The organism is Shinella lacus, from assembly GCF_010994755.1.
Taxonomy (GTDB): domain Bacteria; phylum Pseudomonadota; class Alphaproteobacteria; order Rhizobiales; family Rhizobiaceae; genus Shinella; species Shinella lacus.
Genome location: NZ_WHSB02000015.1, coordinates 18,725 through 35,030, shown reverse-complemented (window position 1 = coordinate 35,030; position 16,306 = coordinate 18,725). Strand labels below are relative to the sequence as shown.

General features: G+C 63.7%; 16 protein-coding genes. 4 read left to right on the top strand and 12 right to left on the bottom strand.

Features of this window, described 5'->3' with window-relative positions; genetic code table 11:
• Positions 1-11: 11 nt before the first annotated feature.
• The 8 genes from tsaE to GB927_RS27475 form a co-directional block, all read right to left on the bottom strand.
• Positions 12-1,508 (bottom strand): tRNA (adenosine(37)-N6)-threonylcarbamoyltransferase complex ATPase subunit type 1 TsaE, encoded by a 1,497-nt coding sequence (gene tsaE, locus GB927_RS27510; protein WP_256120425.1) that lies wholly within the window; start codon positions 1,506-1,508, stop codon positions 12-14.
• Positions 1,509-1,512: 4 nt separating this feature from the next.
• Positions 1,513-4,059: a sensor histidine kinase gene (locus GB927_RS27505; RefSeq protein ID WP_439655535.1), complete on the bottom strand. Its 2,547-nt coding sequence runs from the start codon at positions 4,057-4,059 to the stop codon at positions 1,513-1,515.
• Between the two features lie 201 nt (positions 4,060-4,260).
• Positions 4,261-5,661, bottom strand: coding sequence for an adenosylhomocysteinase (gene ahcY / locus GB927_RS27500; protein ID WP_256120423.1), 1,401 nt, complete (start codon positions 5,659-5,661; stop codon positions 4,261-4,263).
• Between the two features lie 167 nt (positions 5,662-5,828).
• Positions 5,829-6,101 carry an HPr family phosphocarrier protein gene (locus GB927_RS27495; protein WP_256120422.1) on the bottom strand — a complete coding sequence of 91 codons (273 nt, stop codon included), beginning with the start codon at positions 6,099-6,101 and terminating at the stop codon, positions 5,829-5,831.
• Positions 6,102-6,116: 15 nt separating this feature from the next.
• Positions 6,117-6,518 carry a PTS sugar transporter subunit IIA gene (locus GB927_RS27490; protein ID WP_256120421.1) on the bottom strand — a complete coding sequence of 134 codons (402 nt, stop codon included), beginning with the start codon at positions 6,516-6,518 and terminating at the stop codon, positions 6,117-6,119.
• A 149-nt stretch (positions 6,519-6,667) separates the two neighbouring features.
• Positions 6,668-7,123 carry an HPr kinase/phosphorylase gene (locus tag GB927_RS27485; protein ID WP_256120420.1) on the bottom strand — a complete coding sequence of 152 codons (456 nt, stop codon included), beginning with the start codon at positions 7,121-7,123 and terminating at the stop codon, positions 6,668-6,670.
• Positions 7,120-8,910, bottom strand: a complete 1,791-nt coding sequence (locus GB927_RS27480) for a sensor histidine kinase (protein ID WP_435268999.1) — start codon at positions 8,908-8,910, stop codon at positions 7,120-7,122. The genes GB927_RS27485 and GB927_RS27480 overlap by 4 nt, the downstream gene beginning before the upstream one ends.
• 89 nt (positions 8,911-8,999) lie before the next feature.
• Complete coding sequence (locus tag GB927_RS27475; RefSeq protein ID WP_256120419.1) at positions 9,000-9,731, bottom strand: response regulator transcription factor; 732 nt, start codon at positions 9,729-9,731, stop codon at positions 9,000-9,002.
• Positions 9,732-10,044: 313 nt separating this feature from the next.
• Between GB927_RS27475 and GB927_RS27470 the strand changes: the two genes are divergently transcribed.
• The 4 genes from GB927_RS27470 (at position 10,045) to GB927_RS27455 (ending at position 13,466) form a co-directional block, all read left to right on the top strand.
• Positions 10,045-11,655 (top strand): phosphoenolpyruvate carboxykinase, encoded by a 1,611-nt coding sequence (locus GB927_RS27470; RefSeq protein WP_256120418.1) that lies wholly within the window; start codon positions 10,045-10,047, stop codon positions 11,653-11,655.
• Between the two features lie 114 nt (positions 11,656-11,769).
• Entirely contained in the window at positions 11,770-12,204 is a 435-nt protein-coding gene (arfB, locus tag GB927_RS27465) for an alternative ribosome rescue aminoacyl-tRNA hydrolase ArfB (protein WP_256120417.1), read from the top strand.
• Positions 12,205-12,311: 107 nt separating this feature from the next.
• The gene (gene lysM / locus GB927_RS27460; RefSeq protein ID WP_256120416.1) at positions 12,312-12,824 is read left to right on the top strand and encodes a peptidoglycan-binding protein LysM; all 513 of its coding nucleotides are present in this window, start codon (positions 12,312-12,314) and stop codon (positions 12,822-12,824) included.
• Between the two features lie 24 nt (positions 12,825-12,848).
• Positions 12,849-13,466 carry an alpha-ketoglutarate-dependent dioxygenase AlkB family protein gene (locus GB927_RS27455; RefSeq protein WP_256120415.1) on the top strand — a complete coding sequence of 206 codons (618 nt, stop codon included), beginning with the start codon at positions 12,849-12,851 and terminating at the stop codon, positions 13,464-13,466.
• A gap of 6 nt (positions 13,467-13,472) precedes the next feature.
• Here GB927_RS27455 and coaA read toward each other — a convergent pair whose 3' ends face one another.
• From coaA to hisA, 4 genes are read right to left on the bottom strand one after another with little or no spacing between them, the layout of a single operon-like run.
• Positions 13,473-14,468 carry a type I pantothenate kinase gene (coaA, locus tag GB927_RS27450; protein WP_256120414.1) on the bottom strand — a complete coding sequence of 332 codons (996 nt, stop codon included), beginning with the start codon at positions 14,466-14,468 and terminating at the stop codon, positions 13,473-13,475.
• Entirely contained in the window at positions 14,468-14,788 is a 321-nt protein-coding gene (locus GB927_RS27445) for a phosphoribosyl-ATP diphosphatase (RefSeq protein WP_256120413.1), read from the bottom strand. Before GB927_RS27445 ends, coaA begins: the two co-directional genes overlap by 1 nt.
• Before the next feature lie 10 nt (positions 14,789-14,798).
• Positions 14,799-15,575: an imidazole glycerol phosphate synthase subunit HisF gene (gene hisF / locus GB927_RS27440; protein ID WP_256120412.1), complete on the bottom strand. Its 777-nt coding sequence runs from the start codon at positions 15,573-15,575 to the stop codon at positions 14,799-14,801.
• Positions 15,572-16,306, bottom strand: a complete 735-nt coding sequence (hisA, locus tag GB927_RS27435; RefSeq protein ID WP_256120411.1) for a 1-(5-phosphoribosyl)-5-[(5-phosphoribosylamino)methylideneamino]imidazole-4-carboxamide isomerase — start codon at positions 16,304-16,306, stop codon at positions 15,572-15,574. Before hisA ends, hisF begins: the two co-directional genes overlap by 4 nt.

Below are 16,306 nucleotides of genomic sequence, written 5' to 3'. Positions count from 1 at the left end.
GGTTTCCGCGCTTATGATTCGGTCGCGAGGATTCCAGCCTTTCTGCACCAGTCGCGCAAGGGGGCGAGATCGGGATGGCCGAGCGCGCGCTCCAGATTGCGGAACGTTCGCTGCATGTGGCGCATATAGGCGGGCTTGCCGTCGCGCTGCATGAGGCGCACCCACAGGCCGATGAGCTTGCAATTACGCTGCGCCGCCATGACATGCCAGTCGCGCAGGAACCGTTCACGGTCGAAGCCGGCGTCTTTCCCGCGCAGCGAAAGATAGTGGTCGAGCACATCATCCGCCACGCCCTCCGGCATGTCGACGCGGGCATCCTGCACCAGCGAGGCGACGTCGTAGGCCGATGGGCCGATCATCGCATCCTGGAAGTCGATGATGCCGACCCGGTCGGTGCCGGTCGCCTCCGGCCGCCAGATGATGTTCGGCGAATGGAAGTCGCGCAGCAGAAGATTGTGCTCGGCGGCGGTAAGGCTTTCGATCAGCGCATCCCAGATGGCGATATAGTCGCGGCGTTCGTCATCGCTAGCCGCTGTGCCACGCTTCCAGGGCAGATACCAGTCGGTGAGCAGGCTCACCTCGATCTGCATGGCATCACGGTCGAAATCCGGCACGGTATGGACGATGCCGTCCGCCACGGGAAGGTCGCGCTCGAAGGCCTGTCCGTGCATATGCGCCAGGCAGGCGGCACTTTCGCGGTAGCGTTCCGCGATCGGTACGCCGTCTTCATCCAGCACGCCGGCGCTGCCGAGGTCTTCAATCAGCAGGATGCCTTGCTCGATATCCGTCTCGTAGATAGCCGGTGCGCGAAGACCTTTTTCGACGAGGGAACGCGCAATCGCGATGAAGGGCCGCACGTCTTCGGCGATATGGGCGATCTGCTGGTAATATTTGCCATGCGCGAGGATCGGGCCGGGCGTGTGCCGCGGCGAATCCATCAGCACGAAGCGCTTGTCGCCGTCATAGATGTGCTCATAGGCGCGAATGGAGGCGTCGCCCGTCAGGTGGCGTCGGGTCGCATTCCGGTAGCCGGCTTCGTCGAGGAAGCGGCGGATCGCCAGCGAGCGGCGAATCCGGGCAAGGGCCGATGCCGGTCCGTCGATTTCCACCCGCCGGCCGTCGCCCTCGTGCAGGAAGCGCAGCGTGATGCCGTCCGCCGGCAACGCGCCAAAACCTTTTTCGGGCCATTCCACCAGGCAGATGCCGTCGGACAGCGCTTCGTCGAAGCCCAGCTCGTCAATCTCGGCGGCGTCCGCGATGCGGTAGAGGTCGAAATGCGCGACGGGAATGCGCAGGTCGTAGCTCTGGACCAGCGTGAAGGTCGGGCTCGGCACCTCCAGCATCGCGTCGTCGGCGATGGCGCGGATGATCGCGCGGGCAAGCGTCGATTTGCCGGCGCCGAGATCGCCGTGGAGCGCGACATAGTCGCCGCGCTTCAGTGCCAGGGCAAGATCCTCGCCGAAGCGGATGGTGGCGGCTTCGTCGGCGAGAAAGAGGTCGAGCGCCATGGACCTATTCCGCGGCGGCAAACGACGTCATCGTCGCGGAAGGCAGGCGGCAGGTGACGAACGTGCCGCGGCCCTCGTGGCTGTCGATCGTGACGCTGCCATGGTGCAGGCTGACGAAGCTCTCGACGATGGAGAGGCCGAGACCGGCGCCGCCGTGGCGGCCGTGGCTTTCGAAGCGGTTGAACACCGTCTTCAGCACGTCCTGCGGAATGCCCGGCCCGCGATCGGAGACGGTGAAGACGAGGTCGCTGCCGTCGCGCCAGCATTTCAGCCCGATTGCGCTGCCGGCCGGTGCGAAATTCGCAGCATTGCTGAGCAGCTTGATGAGGATCTGCTTCAGCCGCTGCTGGTCGGCGACGATCGTGCCGAGATTGTCCGGTGCGGTGATTTCCAGCGTCACCTGCGCCTCGTGCAGGCGGTCGGCGAACTGCATCGACACGTCGTCGAGCAGGTCCGTCAGGTTGATCTCGCTATAGTCGAGTTCCATGATGCCGGCATCGACGGTGGCGAGGTCGAGAATGTCGTTGACGATGGTGAGCAGCACCGCCGAGGACGTGGCGATGTGATCGACATATTCGGACTGCCGGTCGCTGAGTTCGCCCATGCTCGGCGTCTTCAGGAGGTCGGCGAAGCCGATGATGTTGGTCAGCGGTGAGCGCAGCTCGTAGGAGACGTGCTGGACGAAATCGTTCTTCAGCGCGTCGGCCTTGCGCAGCGCGTCGTTCTTTTCCGTGAGCGCGCGGCTGACGCGCACGCTGTCGGTGATGTTGACGAAGGTCAGCATCGTCTGGGCGTTGGAGAGCGGGATCACCGCGAAATCGAGCACCAGGCCGGTGCGCAGCTCCAGCACGCCCTGGCAGGAGGGGCGCTCGTCATCGAAGCTGGTGATGATATGCGCGAAGCGCTTCCAGCCGTCCGGCTTGTCATAGGAGGGCGCGCAGGCCTGTTCGATGGCGCGGATATGCGTGCCGGATTTCGCTTCCGCCTCGCTGATGCCCCAGAGCGCCCGGAAGGCCGGGTTGGAGAGGCGAATGCGGCCGTCCGGGCTGAACACCGCGACACCTTCGGCAAGGTGGTCGATCGTTTCGTCCTGCACCTGCACCAGCGTGTTGTAGCGGGTTTCGAGGTCGACCTTTTCCGTCAGGTTCTCGAAGACCCAGGTGGCACCACCTTGCGGGCGCGCCGTAGCAAAGACGCGCAGCGTCTGGCCGTTCGGCAGGTGCCAGAGGTCGGTCTGGGTGTCGATGGCGCGGTAGACGGCAAGCGCCGTGTCCTTCCACTGTTTCCAGTTCAGCTGTTCCGGCAGTTTGCCGGCGGCACGCAGCCGGTCGAGCAGCTCGCCATTGCCGGGCTTGCGCTCCAGGAAGGCGGTCTCGATGTCCCACATGCGCTGGAAGGCCTGGTTGTAGAATTGCAGGCGCTGTTCGCCGTCGAAGATCGCGACGGGGGTGGCGAGATGGTCGAGCGTCTCGGCATGGCTCTTCAGTGTGCGCACAAGCTCTTCGCGCACGGCCTCCACATCGGAGACGTTGATGGCGATGCCGGCGGAGCCGCTGGAGCTGCGCGCATCGACGACGTCGAAGAAGCTGCGGTTGCCGCTGACGACGGTCGAGACCTTGTCGTGGAAGGGCGTGTCATAGGTGCTGGACGCACGGATCTTTTCGCGCGCGATGGTCGGCAGCAGTTCGCGTCCCTCGCGCACCGCGCTTGCCGCATCCTTCGCCTCGACGGCCTCGGCATAAGCCTCGTTCACCCAGGCGAGCGAGCCATCGGCGGCGCGCTGCCAGACGGGAAGATCGATCTGGTCGAGCAGGCCCTGCAGCGTGGTCAGCGCCTGCACCAGCCGGTCGCGTTCGAGCTTCAGCTCGGCGGCCTCGGCGCGCAGATTGTTGAGGGCGACGAAACGCACGAAGGCCTGTCCGCCGGACACGCGGCCCTGCGCCTCGATGACCTCCTCACGGCTGGTCTCGATGATGAGGTCGAAACTCTGCGCTTGCGAGCGCAGCCGCTCGACGGCGCGCTCGATCTCGACGGCGGAATTGGATTTCAGCCAGCGGCCGAAGGCGAGGAAATCACGGTCGGCCTGCGGCGCGCCGGTTTCCGCCGGCAGCTGGCCGAGGAATTCCGGCTTGTCGGAAAGGCCGTCCCACACGACGATGCGGCGGTTCTTGTCCCCGATCAGCGCCTGGAGGCGGGAAACGTTGTGCCGCGAATCGGCAAGATGCGCCTTCAGCTCGCGGTTTTCCGCTTCCATGCGGCCGCGCTGGCGGATCATCCAGATGGCGGAGACCATCGCCGCCGACATCACGCCGAGCAGCATGGAAACGGTGACGATTTCCGTCGTGGCGAGATAGGGGCCGGCGGCATAAGCCGGGCCGGCAAACGCGCTCAGCGCCGAGCCGGCAGCCAGCACGCCTGCCAAACGGCGCGCGCCGCGGACCGTTAACCATGTTTCGATTTTGTTCGTTCCGGCAGGCGCGAGGGAACGCACCATGCCCCGTTCCGGTACGGCAAAAGCCTGCCCGGAACGGCCTCGTTTCATTTCCGACATCATCCCCGGTATGTCTCCGTCCGTTTGCCGCCTGATCGACAAGACATCCCATCCGGCGCGTAAGGTCCGCATCTCCACGCCGAATCAATTGCTTAAGGATACTTGTTTCCCGAATCGTCGGGAAGGGACGCGCCCAAAAAAGAGGCGGCGCGCCTTGTCAAGCGCGCCGCCTCTAGATGTTGTGGATAATCCGGGTAAGGATCAGTACCTGTAGTGCTCAGCCTTGAACGGACCCGTCGTCGTCACGCCGATGTAACCGGCCTGCTCGTCGGAGAGTTCCGTGAGCTTGGCGCCGAGCTTGGCGAGGTGAAGGCGCGCGACCTTCTCGTCGAGCTGCTTCGGCAGCACGTAGACTTCGTTCTGGTAGGCGTTGCCCTTGGTGAAGAGCTCGATCTGGGCCAGCACCTGGTTGGAGAACGAGGCGGACATCACGAAGGACGGGTGGCCGGTGGCGTTGCCGAGGTTGAGCAGGCGGCCTTCCGACAGCAGGATCATGCGGTTGCCCTTCGGGAACTCTATCATGTCGACCTGCGGCTTGATGTTCGTCCACTTGAAATTGCGCAGCGACGCGACCTGGATCTCGTTGTCGAAGTGGCCGATATTGCCGACGATCGCCATGTCCTTCATCTCGCGCATATGCTCGACGCGGATGACATCCTTGTTGCCGGTGGTGGTGATGAAGATGTCGGCCGAAGACACGACGTCTTCGAGCTGTACGACTTCAAAACCATCCATGGCGGCCTGCAGCGCGCAGATCGGGTCGATTTCCGTGACTTTGACGCGGGCGCCGGCGCCCTTGAGCGATGCGGCGGAACCCTTGCCGACGTCGCCATAGCCGCAGACGACGGCGACCTTGCCGGCCATCATCACGTCGGTGCCGCGGCGGATGCCGTCGACGAGCGATTCCTTGCAGCCGTACTTGTTGTCGAACTTCGACTTGGTGACCGAGTCGTTGACGTTGATCGCCGGGAAGGGCAGCAGGCCCTTCTGCTGGAGCTGGTAGAGACGGTTGACGCCGGTCGTGGTCTCTTCGGTCACGCCCTGGATGGCATCGCGCTGCTTGGTGAACCAGCCGGGTGTTGCGGCAAGGCGCTTCTTGATCTGTGCGAAAAGGATTTCCTCTTCTTCCGAGCCCGGATTGACCAGGATGTTCTCGCCGGCTTCCGCGCGGGCGCCGAGCAGGATGTACATGGTGGCGTCGCCGCCGTCGTCCAGGATCATGTTGGTGAGGCCGCCATCGGCCCACTGGAAGATCTTGTCGGTGTATTCCCAGTATTCGGTAAGGGTTTCACCCTTCACGGCATAGACCGGGATGCCGGCAGCGGCGATCGCGGCGGCGGCGTGGTCCTGCGTGGAGAAGATGTTGCACGAGGCCCAGCGCACGTCGGCGCCGAGTTCGACCAGCGTCTCGATGAGAACGGCGGTCTGGATGGTCATGTGCAGCGAGCCGGTGATGCGCGCGCCCTTGAGCGGCTTGGCGGCGCCGAACTCTTCGCGGCAGGCCATCAGGCCCGGCATTTCGGTTTCGGCGATCTGAATTTCCTTGCGGCCGAAATCGGCAAGCGCGATGTCGGCGACGTGATAGTCCTGCGTGGTGGTCATGGAGGTCTCCAGCCTTCTGAGCAATTCCAGCAAAGTGTGAGCGGCTTTGCGTTCGGAATTGCGGAAAAAGAAAATGTTCTTCGCGTGGTGGCGCTTTCCCTATCAGGAAATGGCCGCTGGAGCAACATGATATAAAGAAGTCTTTATATCCTTATATCGACGCGAATCTACATTTCCTCGCCGAACCGGTCGGCGATCAGCGCGTCGAGCGCATCGAGCACCTGCTGGGCTTCGGCGCCCGTTGCTGTCACCTGCACGCAGCAGCCGGGGCTGGCCGCCAGCATCATCAGGCCCATGATCGAGGTACCGCCGACGGTCATGCCGTCCTTGGAGACCGTCACCTCCGCGTCGAAGCCGTCGACCGTCTGGACGAATTTTGCCGAGGCGCGGGCGTGCAGGCCGCGCTTGTTGATGATGAGAAGCTCTTTCGAGACGGTCATGGACGGCGGGAAACCTTATTTGCCGCTCAGCACGCGGCTGGCCACGTTGATATATTTGCGGCCGGCCTCCGACGCGTCGATCAGCGCCTTTTCCATGTTGTTCTCGCCGCGGATGCCGGCAAGCTTGATCAGCATGGGCAGGTTGACGCCGGCGATCACCTCGATGCCCTCGCCGGTCATCACGGAAATCGCAAGGTTCGAGGGCGTGCCGCCGAACATGTCGGTGAGGATGATGACGCCATGGCCCTGGTCGGCCTTCATGACCGCTTCCAGGATGTCCTGGCGACGCTGGTCCATGTCGTCCTCGGGGCCGATACAGACGGTCTCGATCGCCTTTTGCGGACCAACGACATGTTCAAGGGCGTGCCGGAATTCCTCCGCCAGCTTGCCATGGGTGACAAGCACCAGTCCGATCATCAGCAGTCGCTCCAGTTTCCCAACTCAAACGGACGGCGAATACCGCAACGCAACAATTCCGTCCACCGTTGGGGTGGCCATCATGTCAATGAAAAGGCCAAGTGCAAGCCCAAAATGCCTGATTTCGGTTTTTGACGGGGCTTTTGCGGTCAACTTTTGAGGATTTCCGGATGCAGTGCGGTCAATGTCGCGAAGGCGGTGCAACCCGGAAAGAGCGGTAGCCGCGTCAGAGGCAGGAAGACGGACGGCAGGACCTCGGCGGTTTCCCCCTCGGGCGGCAGGCGCTCGGCAAATGGCGGCTCCAGCGGGCGGATCGCACGGGAAAGCACGGCCGCCTCGATCGTCGCTACCTTGGTGATGCCGGCGCCCCGCACTTCCGCAAGCCCGGCAATGCTGGCCGGCGCCCGGGCGACGATACGCCCGCCCGTCTGGTGGATCAGGACCTGATCGTCGCTGACGAGCGCGGCAAAGAGACCGCGGCCGCGCGCCTCTTCGATGCAGTGCAGCGCGACAGCGCTTTTGCCGGCCCCGGAAGGGCCGAGAAAGAGAAGTCCCGTCGTGCCGACGACGATGGCCGTACCGTGCACGTTGGCGGGCGGCGTCATTTCTGGTTGCCGGTCGGCAGCGACAGCGTGAAGCGTGCGCCGCCGATGGTGCCGGTCGCCTTGTCGAGGATGTTTTCGGCCTTCAGCGTGCCGCCATGGGCCTCGGCGATCTGCCGCGAGATGGAGAGGCCGAGGCCGGAATTCTGGCCGAAACCTTCGCTGGCCGGGCGGTCGGTGTAGAAGCGCTCGAAGATGCGGTCGATGTCTTCCGCCTGGATGCCGGGGCCGTTGTCCTCGATCTGGATGAGGCAGCGGTCGTTTCGGCCACGCGACAGGCGCACGACGATGCGCCCGCCGGGGTCGGGCACGAAAGACCGCGCATTCTCGATGAGGTTGGTAACGATCTGGCCGATGCGCAGCTCGTAACCGCTGATCTCGAACTTGGTCTTCGGGTTATCCTTGCGGTCGACGACGAAATCGAGGGAGACCGTCTTCTTGCGGCTGTTGACCTGACGGGTAATGTCGATGATCTCGCCGAGCAGCTTTTCGAGGTCGACGGTGCGCGCATCGCTGCGGGCAAGCTCCGCATCGAGCCGCGAGGCATCGGAAATGTCGCTGATCAGCCGGTCGAGACGGCGCACGTCATGCTGGATGATGTCGAGCAGGCGCTTCTTCGATTCGTCCGTGCGGGCGAGCGGCAGGGTTTCCACGGCGCTGCGCAGCGATGTGAGAGGGTTTTTCAGCTCGTGGCTGACATCGGCCGCAAAACTCTCGATCGCGTCGATGCGGTCGTAGAGCGCCGTCGTCATCTGGCGCAGCGCGATCGAAAGGTTGCCGATCTCGTCCTGGCGCACGGAGAAATCCGGGATTTCCTCGCGCTCCTTTGCGCCGCGCCGCACGCGGATGGCCGCCGCCGAGAGCCGGCGCAGCGGGTTGGCGATGGTGCTGGAGAGAAGCAGCGACAGCGCGATGTTGACGAGGCCGGCGACGCCCGCGACGCGCATGATGGCGAGGCGCTCCGCATGCACGATCTTGTCGATGTCGCCCGCCTGCGTGGAGAGCAGCAGCACGCCGAGCACGGCGCGGAAACGCTGCACGGGCACGGCGACCGAGACGATCAGCTCGCCCTTGTCGTTGACGCGCACGACGGCGCCGCGCACGCCCGTCAGCGCATTCATCACTTCCGGATAGATCGAGCCGTCGCCGCCGGGCGCTTCCTTGTATTGGGGCAGGTTGCTCGGCTGGAGGATGCGGTTGAACCAGACGTTCATGCGCTCGATTAGGCTGGTGCTTTCAGGTTCCACCGGCGGCAGGTCGAAGCGCAGCACCTGGCCCTGCGTATAGAGATGGCGCGAATCGAGCAGCAGGTTGGCGTCGGTATCGTAGATGCGGGCGCGCGTGCGTGTCGGCGAGATCAGCCTTCGCAGAACAGGTGCCACACGCTCCGGATTGATCGGGAATTCGAGATCCTCGTCGTTCGGCAGCGGCGTAATGCTCTGGCCGGCCTGCAATTCCAGCAGCTTTTCCGGGTCGATGGTGATCGAGTTGGTGTCGACCGAGGCCGAGGCGGAGATGGCGCCCGCGATGATCTCGCCCTGGGTCAAAAGGCTTTCGACACGCGCGTCGATCAGCCCCTCGCGGAACTGGTTGAGATAGAGGATACCGGCGACCAGCACGACGAGTGCGACGAGGTTGAAGAACAGGATGCGGCGGGTGAGGCTGGAGAAGACCGCATTGCCGAAGATCCGTCGTGCCAGCGTGAAGGGATGCGTCCAGCGGCGGCGCAGCGAGCGCGGCGCGGGCCGGCCCTCGACGTCTTCCCCATCCCTTTCCGGCGTTGTCTGCAACAAGCGGGTCTACCTTCCATGCGCACGGCACGAGGCCGCCGACCGCGGCATGCCATTGCTGCCGCGGTTCATGCAAGCGAAATCGCGCCTCAGGCGGTCTCGCGAAAACGGTAGCCGACGCCGTAGAGCGTTTCGATCATGTCGAAGTCGGTATCGACCATCTTGAACTTCTTGCGCAGCCGCTTGATGTGGCTGTCGATGGTGCGGTCGTCGACATAGACCTGCTCGTCATAGGCCGCATCCATCAGCGAATCGCGGCTCTTCACGACACCCGGGCGCTGGGCCAGCGAATGCAGGATCAGGAATTCGGTGACGGTCAGCGTCACCGGCTCGCCTTTCCAGGTGCAGGTGTGGCGCTCCTGGTCCATGACGAGCTGGCCGCGCTCCAGCGAGCGGGCCGCGATTTCGCCGGCCTTGGCCGCGTTGCCGGTGCCACCGGAGGCGGCCGCCGCCTCGCGGCTGGATGCCCGGCGCAGGATCGCCTTGACACGCTCGACGAGCAGGCGCTGCGAGAAGGGCTTGGTGATGAAGTCGTCGGCGCCCATCTTGAGGCCGAACAATTCGTCGATCTCCTCGTCCTTCGAGGTGAGGAAGATCACCGGGATATCCGACTTCTGGCGCAGCCGCCGCAACAGCTCCATGCCGTCCATGCGCGGCATCTTGATGTCGAAGATGGCAAGATGCGGCGGGCGGGCGAGAAGCCCGTCGAGCGCCGAGGCGCCGTCCGTATAGGTCTCGACCTTGTAGCCCTCTGCCTCCAGAGCGATCGACACGGATGTCAGAATATTCCGGTCGTCGTCAACGAGTGCGATCGTCTGCATCCTGCTAGTCTCCATATTCATCGGCGCCTTTCCCGACCTCGGATCGTCTTCCTGTCCTGGATGCGATGCGCCTCCTTGGGGGTAAAGGTGGAACAAATTGTGGCAAAGATAAAGGGAGACGTTTCAGCCGCGCCGGGCGAGTCATTTTTAAATCGATTATTCAAACGATTAAAAAAATAACATAATTCTTTAAATCGATTAAATAATTGATATCATTGCCAAATTTGCATTTTCCTCTTGTCTTTGTGACAGTCCCGAATTAGCTTCCCGGAAAATCCACACCATTCTTGTCGCCTTGGAGGAAAACTGGACCATGCAGGAACTTGGCGTTCGCAACCCCGCTCAGGGGCTCACCGCGATGGGTATCCATACTAACGGCACGGTCCGGTACAACTTTGCAGCAGAGGCTCTTTACGAAGAAGCGCTCGGCCGTGGCGAAGCTGTCAAGACCGCGCATGGGGCGCTGCGTGCGCTCACCGGCCAGCACACCGGCCGCTCGCCGAAGGACAAGTTCGTCGTGCGCGACGAAAACACCGAAGGCGCCATCTGGTGGGACAACAACAAGGCCGTGTCGCGCGCGCATTTCGACGCGCTGCATGCCGACATGCTGGCGCACGCCGCCGACCGTGACCTCTTCGTGCAGGACCTCATCGGCGGCGCCGACGCCGACTATGCGCTGCCGACCCGCGTCGTCACGGAACTCGCCTGGCATTCGCTGTTCATCCGCAACCTGCTCATCCGCCCGGCCGAGTCCGATCTTGCGGGTTTCGCGCCAAAACTGACGATCATCGACCTGCCGACGTTCAAGGCCGATCCGGAGCGCCATGGTGCGCGCACGGAAACCATGATCGCCTGCGACCTGACGCGCGGCATCGTGCTGATCGCCGGCACCTTCTATGCCGGCGAGATGAAGAAGTCGGTTTTCACCGTTCTGAACTGGCTGCTGCCGTCGGAAAAGGTCATGCCGATGCATTGCTCGGCCAATGTCGGCCCGGATGGTGACGCCGCCGTGTTCTTCGGCCTGTCCGGCACCGGCAAGACGACGCTGTCGGCCGACCCGAACCGCACGCTGGTCGGCGACGACGAGCATGGCTGGGGCGAAAACGGCATCTTCAACTTCGAAGGCGGCTGCTACGCCAAGACGATCCGCCTTTCGGCCGAAGCCGAGCCGGAAATCTACGCGACGACGCAGCGTTTCGGCACCGTGCTCGAAAACGTCGTGCTCGACGCGAACGGCGTGCCGGACTTCAACGACGGCTCGCTGACGGAAAACACCCGCTGCGCCTATCCGCTGGATTTCATCCCGAATGCCAGCGACACCGGCCGTGCGCCGCATCCGAAGACGATCATCATGCTGACGGCTGATGCCTTCGGCGTGATGCCGCCGATCGCGAAGCTGACGCCCGACCAGGCCATGTACCACTTCCTCTCCGGCTACACCGCGAAGGTTGCCGGCACGGAGCGGGGCGTGACCGAGCCGGAAGCCACCTTCTCGACCTGCTTCGGCGCCCCCTTCATGCCGCGTCACCCAACGGTCTACGGCAACCTGCTGAAGGAACTGATCGCCGAACACGGCGTCGATTGCTGGCTGGTCAACACCGGCTGGACCGGCGGTGCTTACGGCGAAGGCCGCCGCATGCCGATCAAGGCGACGCGTACGCTGCTGGCGAGCGCGCTCGACGGCTCGCTGAAGGACGCGCTGTTCCGCCGCGACGACAATTTCGGCTTCCAGGTGCCCGTCTCGGTGCCGGGCGTGGACACGAAGATCCTCGACCCGCGCTCGACCTGGGCAAACGGCGCCGCCTATGACAAGCAGGCCCAGAAACTCGTCGACATGTTCATCGCGAACTTCGAAAAGTTCGAAAACCATGTGGACGGCGGCGTGCGCGATGCGGCGCCCGGCCTGAAGATCGCGGCCGAATAAGGTTTTTAGCGATGATTCACGTGAAACCCGGTCCTCGCGGCCGGGTTTTTCGTTGCGCGCGCCGGCTTCCCGTTTCCACGATCGCCCGCTAAAACGGCGTGGAAAGGAACATCCATGGCCAGCGACCCCCTCTATATCAAAAGCTCCATCACCATTGCCGGTTGGGAGCTGACCGAACAGTTCGTGCTGGCCGGCGGTCCGGGCGGCCAGAACGTCAACAAGGTCTCGACGGCGGTGCAGTTGTTCTTCGACCTGCGCAACTCGCCCTCGCTGGACGACCGGGTGAAGGCGAATGCCGAAAAGCTCGCCGGCCGCCGGCTTTCCAAGGAGGGCGTGCTGCTGATCGAGGCGAACCGCTTTCGCAGCCAGGAGCGCAACCGCGAGGACGCGCGCGAGCGGCTGAAGGAGTTGATCCTGAAAGCCGCCGAACCGCCACCGCCGGTGCGCAGGAAGACCAAGCCGACGAAGGGTTCGGTGGAACGCCGGCTCAAGGAAAAATCCGGCCGTTCCGACGTAAAACGCAATCGGGCGAAGCCTGGCGGCGAATGATTGCCGCAACTTGGCCGTTTATGAATGAGAGTGAAACGAAACCTTTCCTTAGCGGAAAGGCTCTGCTTTAGTTCAAAAAAACAGACCAAAAAAATCGGGAGGTAGTCATGGGTCTCTTCAGCTTTATCAAGAACGCCGGCAAGAAGCTCGGCATCGGCGACGACGAAGCGCCGGAAGCGAGTGCGGTCAAGAAGGAGCTCGATTCCTTCGATCTCGGCACGCAGAAGGTCGAAGTCTCCGTCGAGGGCGACAAATGTGTGCTGAAGGGCGTGGTCGCCGACCAGACGGCCTTCGAAAAGGCGGTCATCGCCGTCGGCAATACGCTGGGGATTTCCAAGGTCGAAGCCGCCGATCTCAAGGTCGTGCCGGCCGATTCCGGCCTGAAGCTGGAAAAAATCGACCTGGCGGAACTCCTGAAGGTCTCCGCGCCCGCCAATGACCCGACCCTGCACACGGTGAAGAAGGGCGACAACCTCTGGAAGATCGCCGAGGCCTATTACGGCAAGGGCAAGGGCGCCAAGCACACCCTGATCTTCGACGCCAACCGTCCCATGCTCTCCCACCCGGACAAGATCTATCCCGGCCAGGTGCTGCGCATTCCGGACCTGGCGGAAGCGTGAGCCGCATTCGGCACGAGATGCGCCATGGCTGAGCGTGGCCTCGCCCCGGGGCTCCGCTATTTCCCCGACCATTTCGATCGCCCGGCACAGGAGGCGCTTGTCGCGGCCATAAGAGAGGTCGTGGCGGAGGCGCCGCTCTTCGTGCCGCGCATGCCGAAGACCGGCAAGGCGATGTCGGTGCGCATGACCAATTGCGGGCCGCTCGGCTGGGTAACCGACAAGGATAACGGCTACCGCTACCAGCCGACCCATCCCGAGACCGGCCGCCCCTGGCCCGCCATTCCCGAGGCGCTTCTCGCCTTGTGGGAGGCGGTTGCCGGCTTCGAAAAGCCACCGGAAGCCTGCCTCGTCAATTTCTACGATCCCGATGCCAAGATGGGGCTGCACCAGGACCGCGACGAAAGCGAGTTCGGCGCGCCCGTCGTGTCCGTATCGCTGGGGGATCAGTGCCTGTTTCGCGTCGGCGGCGTTTCACGCAGCGATCCGACGCGGTCCTTCCGGCTGTCGAGCGGCGACGTCTTCGTGTTCGGCGGCGAGAGCCGGCTGATCTTTCATGGCGTCGACCGCATCTATCCCGGCACATCGACGCTGCTGAAGCAGGACGGGCGGATCAACCTGACGCTTCGCCGGGTCAATCCGTAAGCCGGCTTACAATTTCCGCAGCGCCACCGTTTCGATCAGGTGGTTCTCGCCCTTCTGCAGGATCAGGTCGGCGCGTGGGCGCGTCGGCAGGATGTTCTGGTGCAGGTTCTTCAGGTTGATATTGTGCCAGAGGCCTTCCGCGATCGCCAGCGCGGCCGTCTCGCTGATCGTCGCGTAGCGGTGGAAGTAGGAATCCGGATTCTTGAAGGCCGTGTCGCGCAGCCGCATGAAACGGTCCACGTACCAGGTGTGGATCAGGCTCTCTTCCGCGTCGATATAGATCGAGAAATCGAAGAAGTCGGAGACCATCGGCACGATCTTGCCGTCGGCCGGCAGGTTGCGCGACTGGAGGACGTTGATGCCCTCGAAGATCAGGATATCCGGCCGGTCGATGGTGCGGAAGGCGTTGGGCAGCACGTCATAGGTCAGGTGCGAATAGGTCGGCGCCTTGACGTTCGGCTTGCCGGCCTTGATCGCCGAGAGGAAGCGCAGAAGCGCGCCGATGTCGTAGCTCTCCGGAAAGCCCTTGCGGTCCATCATGTCTTCGCGCTGGAGCACGGCGTTCGGATAGAGGAAACCGTCGGTCGTCACGAGGTCGACCTTCGGGCTCGACGGCCAGCGGGCAAGCAGCTCCATCAGGATACGCGCCGTGGTCGACTTTCCGACCGCGACCGAGCCCGCAATGCCGATGACGTAAGGCGTCTTCGCCTCGTCGGAGAGGCTGAGGAAGCGCTTGCGCTGCTCGAACAGCATCTGCGAGGATTCGACATGGGCCGAGAGCAGGCGCGACAGCGAGAGATAGATGCGCCGCACCTCGTCGAGGTCGATCGGGTCGTTCAGCGAGCGCAGCCGCTGCACCTCGTCGCCCGTGAGCGTCAAAGGCGTGTCGGCCCGGAAATGCGCCCATTCGTCTGCCGAGAAGAAGCGGTAGGGAGAATAGTCGCGGTTGCCGAAATCGTCCGGAATATCCGCCTGGTCCTTGTCGCGCGCTGCCTGGATCATCAACTTTTCCGGCTGGCCTTCTCCACTAGGCCGGACTGGCTTGTACGCCGTTCCAGCTCCCCCATGACATCTTGTAGCGCCACGCCACCGATTTTCAATACGACCATCAGATGATAGAGCAAATCGGCCGTTTCGCTCGTCAGAGCGGCCTTATCGCCCTCGATTGCCGCGATAACGGTCTCGACGGCCTCTTCACCGAGCTTTTTTGCCGCTTTTGCCTGCCCGGCCGCGACGAGCTTTGCCGTCCAGGAAGCGCTCGGATCAGCCTGCGAGCGGGCGTCCACGATGCGCTCCAGATCGGCAAGGGAAAAATCGGTCATCGCTCTCTCCTCAGTCGAGCCGCATGGCAATGCCATGCTCCGCCATGTAGCGCTTGGCTTCGCCGACGGTATAGGTGCCGAAGTGGAAGATGGAGGCGGCGAGCACCGCCGTCGCATGGCCGTCGCGCACGCCCTCGACGAGATGGTCGAGAGTGCCGACGCCGCCGGACGCGATGACCGGCACCGAAACCCGGTCGGCAATGGTGCGGGTCAGCGCGATGTCGTAGCCGCCCTTCTGGCCGTCGCGGTCCATCGAGGTCAGCAACAGTTCACCAGCGCCGCGCTCCACCATCTTTTCTGCGAAGGCGACGGCGTCGATGCCGGTCGGCTTGCGGCCGCCATGGGTGAAGATCTCCCAGCGGTCCTCTTCGCCCTCGGCCGAAACCTTTTTCGAATCGATCGACACGACGATGCACTGGTTGCCGAACTTGTCGGCGGCTTCCGCGACGAAATCCGGATTGGCGACGGCAGCCGAGTTGATCGAGACCTTGTCGGCGCCCGCGAGCAGCAGCTTGCGGATATCGGCGACCGCACGCACGCCGCCACCGACGGTGAGCGGCATGAAGCAGTGCTCCGCTGTGCGCGCAACGACGTCAAAGATCGTGTCGCGGTTGTCGGCGGAGGCGGTGATGTCGAGGAAGCAGAGCTCGTCGGCACCGGCCGCATCATAGGCCTTGGCCGATTCGACGGGATCGCCCGCATCGACCAGATTGACGAAGCTGACGCCCTTGACGACGCGGCCGTCCTTGACGTCGAGGCAGGGGATGACGCGGGCTTTGAGGGTCATGCGGCACCTCCCCGGATTACGGCGAGCGCTTCGGCCGGGTCGATCCGCCCGTCATAGAGCGCCCGGCCGGAAATCGCGCCTTCCAGCTTGCGCGCATCCGGTGCTACGAGGCGGCGAATGTCGTCCATCGAGGCGAGACCACCGGAGGCGATGACGGGAATGGAGACGGCGTCGGCGAGTTCCAGCGTGGACGCCCAGTTGATGCCGGCGAGAATGCCGTCGCGGTCGATATCCGTGTAGATGATCGCGGCGACGCCGGCGCCCTCGAATTTCTTTGCAAGCTCGATCACGCCGAGTTCGGAGGCTTCCGCCCAGCCCTCGACGGCAACCTTGCCCCCCTTGGCATCGATGCCGACGGCGACCTTACCGGGAAACTGCTTGCAGGCCTCGATGACGAGCGCCGGATCGCGTACCGCGACGGTGCCGAGGATGACGCGGGAGAGCCCGCGCGACAGCCAGCTCTCGATATGATCGAGCGTGCGGATGCCGCCGCCGAGCTGCACCGGGTTCTTCGTCGCCTTGAGGATAGCATCGACGGCGGCGCCGTTCACGCTCTCGCCGGCGAAGGCGCCGTTGAGATCGACGACGTGCAGCCACTCGAAACCCTGGTCCTCGAAGGCTTTCGCCTGGGCGGCCGGGTCGGGATTGTAGACGGTGGCCTGGTCCATGTCGCCGAGCTTGAGGCGCACGCACTGGCCGTCTTTCAGGTCGATGGCGGGAAAGAGGATCAT

Excerpts from the sequence above, each read along its gene's own strand:
- tsaE (WP_256120425.1), bottom strand. The coding sequence starts at position 1,508 with ATGGCGCTCGACCTCTTTCTCGCCGACGAAGCCGCCACCATCCGCTTC.
- hisF (WP_256120412.1), bottom strand. The coding sequence starts at position 15,575 with ATGACCCTCAAAGCCCGCGTCATCCCCTGCCTCGACGTCAAGGACGGC.
- arfB (WP_256120417.1), top strand. The coding sequence starts at position 11,770 with ATGGCCAGCGACCCCCTCTATATCAAAAGCTCCATCACCATTGCCGGT.
- GB927_RS27505 (WP_439655535.1), bottom strand. The coding sequence starts at position 4,059 with ATGTCGGAAATGAAACGAGGCCGTTCCGGGCAGGCTTTTGCCGTACCG.
- GB927_RS27475 (WP_256120419.1), bottom strand. The coding sequence starts at position 9,731 with ATGCAGACGATCGCACTCGTTGACGACGACCGGAATATTCTGACATCC.
- hisA (WP_256120411.1), bottom strand. The coding sequence starts at position 16,306 with ATGATCCTCTTTCCCGCCATCGACCTGAAAGACGGCCAGTGCGTGCGC.
- GB927_RS27495 (WP_256120422.1), bottom strand. The coding sequence starts at position 6,101 with ATGACCGTCTCGAAAGAGCTTCTCATCATCAACAAGCGCGGCCTGCAC.
- GB927_RS27490 (WP_256120421.1), bottom strand. The coding sequence starts at position 6,518 with ATGATCGGACTGGTGCTTGTCACCCATGGCAAGCTGGCGGAGGAATTC.
- lysM (WP_256120416.1), top strand. The coding sequence starts at position 12,312 with ATGGGTCTCTTCAGCTTTATCAAGAACGCCGGCAAGAAGCTCGGCATC.
- coaA (WP_256120414.1), bottom strand. The coding sequence starts at position 14,468 with ATGATCCAGGCAGCGCGCGACAAGGACCAGGCGGATATTCCGGACGAT.
- GB927_RS27470 (WP_256120418.1), top strand. The coding sequence starts at position 10,045 with ATGCAGGAACTTGGCGTTCGCAACCCCGCTCAGGGGCTCACCGCGATG.
- ahcY (WP_256120423.1), bottom strand. The coding sequence starts at position 5,661 with ATGACCACCACGCAGGACTATCACGTCGCCGACATCGCGCTTGCCGAT.
- GB927_RS27455 (WP_256120415.1), top strand. The coding sequence starts at position 12,849 with ATGGCTGAGCGTGGCCTCGCCCCGGGGCTCCGCTATTTCCCCGACCAT.
- GB927_RS27445 (WP_256120413.1), bottom strand. The coding sequence starts at position 14,788 with ATGACCGATTTTTCCCTTGCCGATCTGGAGCGCATCGTGGACGCCCGC.
- GB927_RS27485 (WP_256120420.1), bottom strand. The coding sequence starts at position 7,123 with ATGACGCCGCCCGCCAACGTGCACGGTACGGCCATCGTCGTCGGCACG.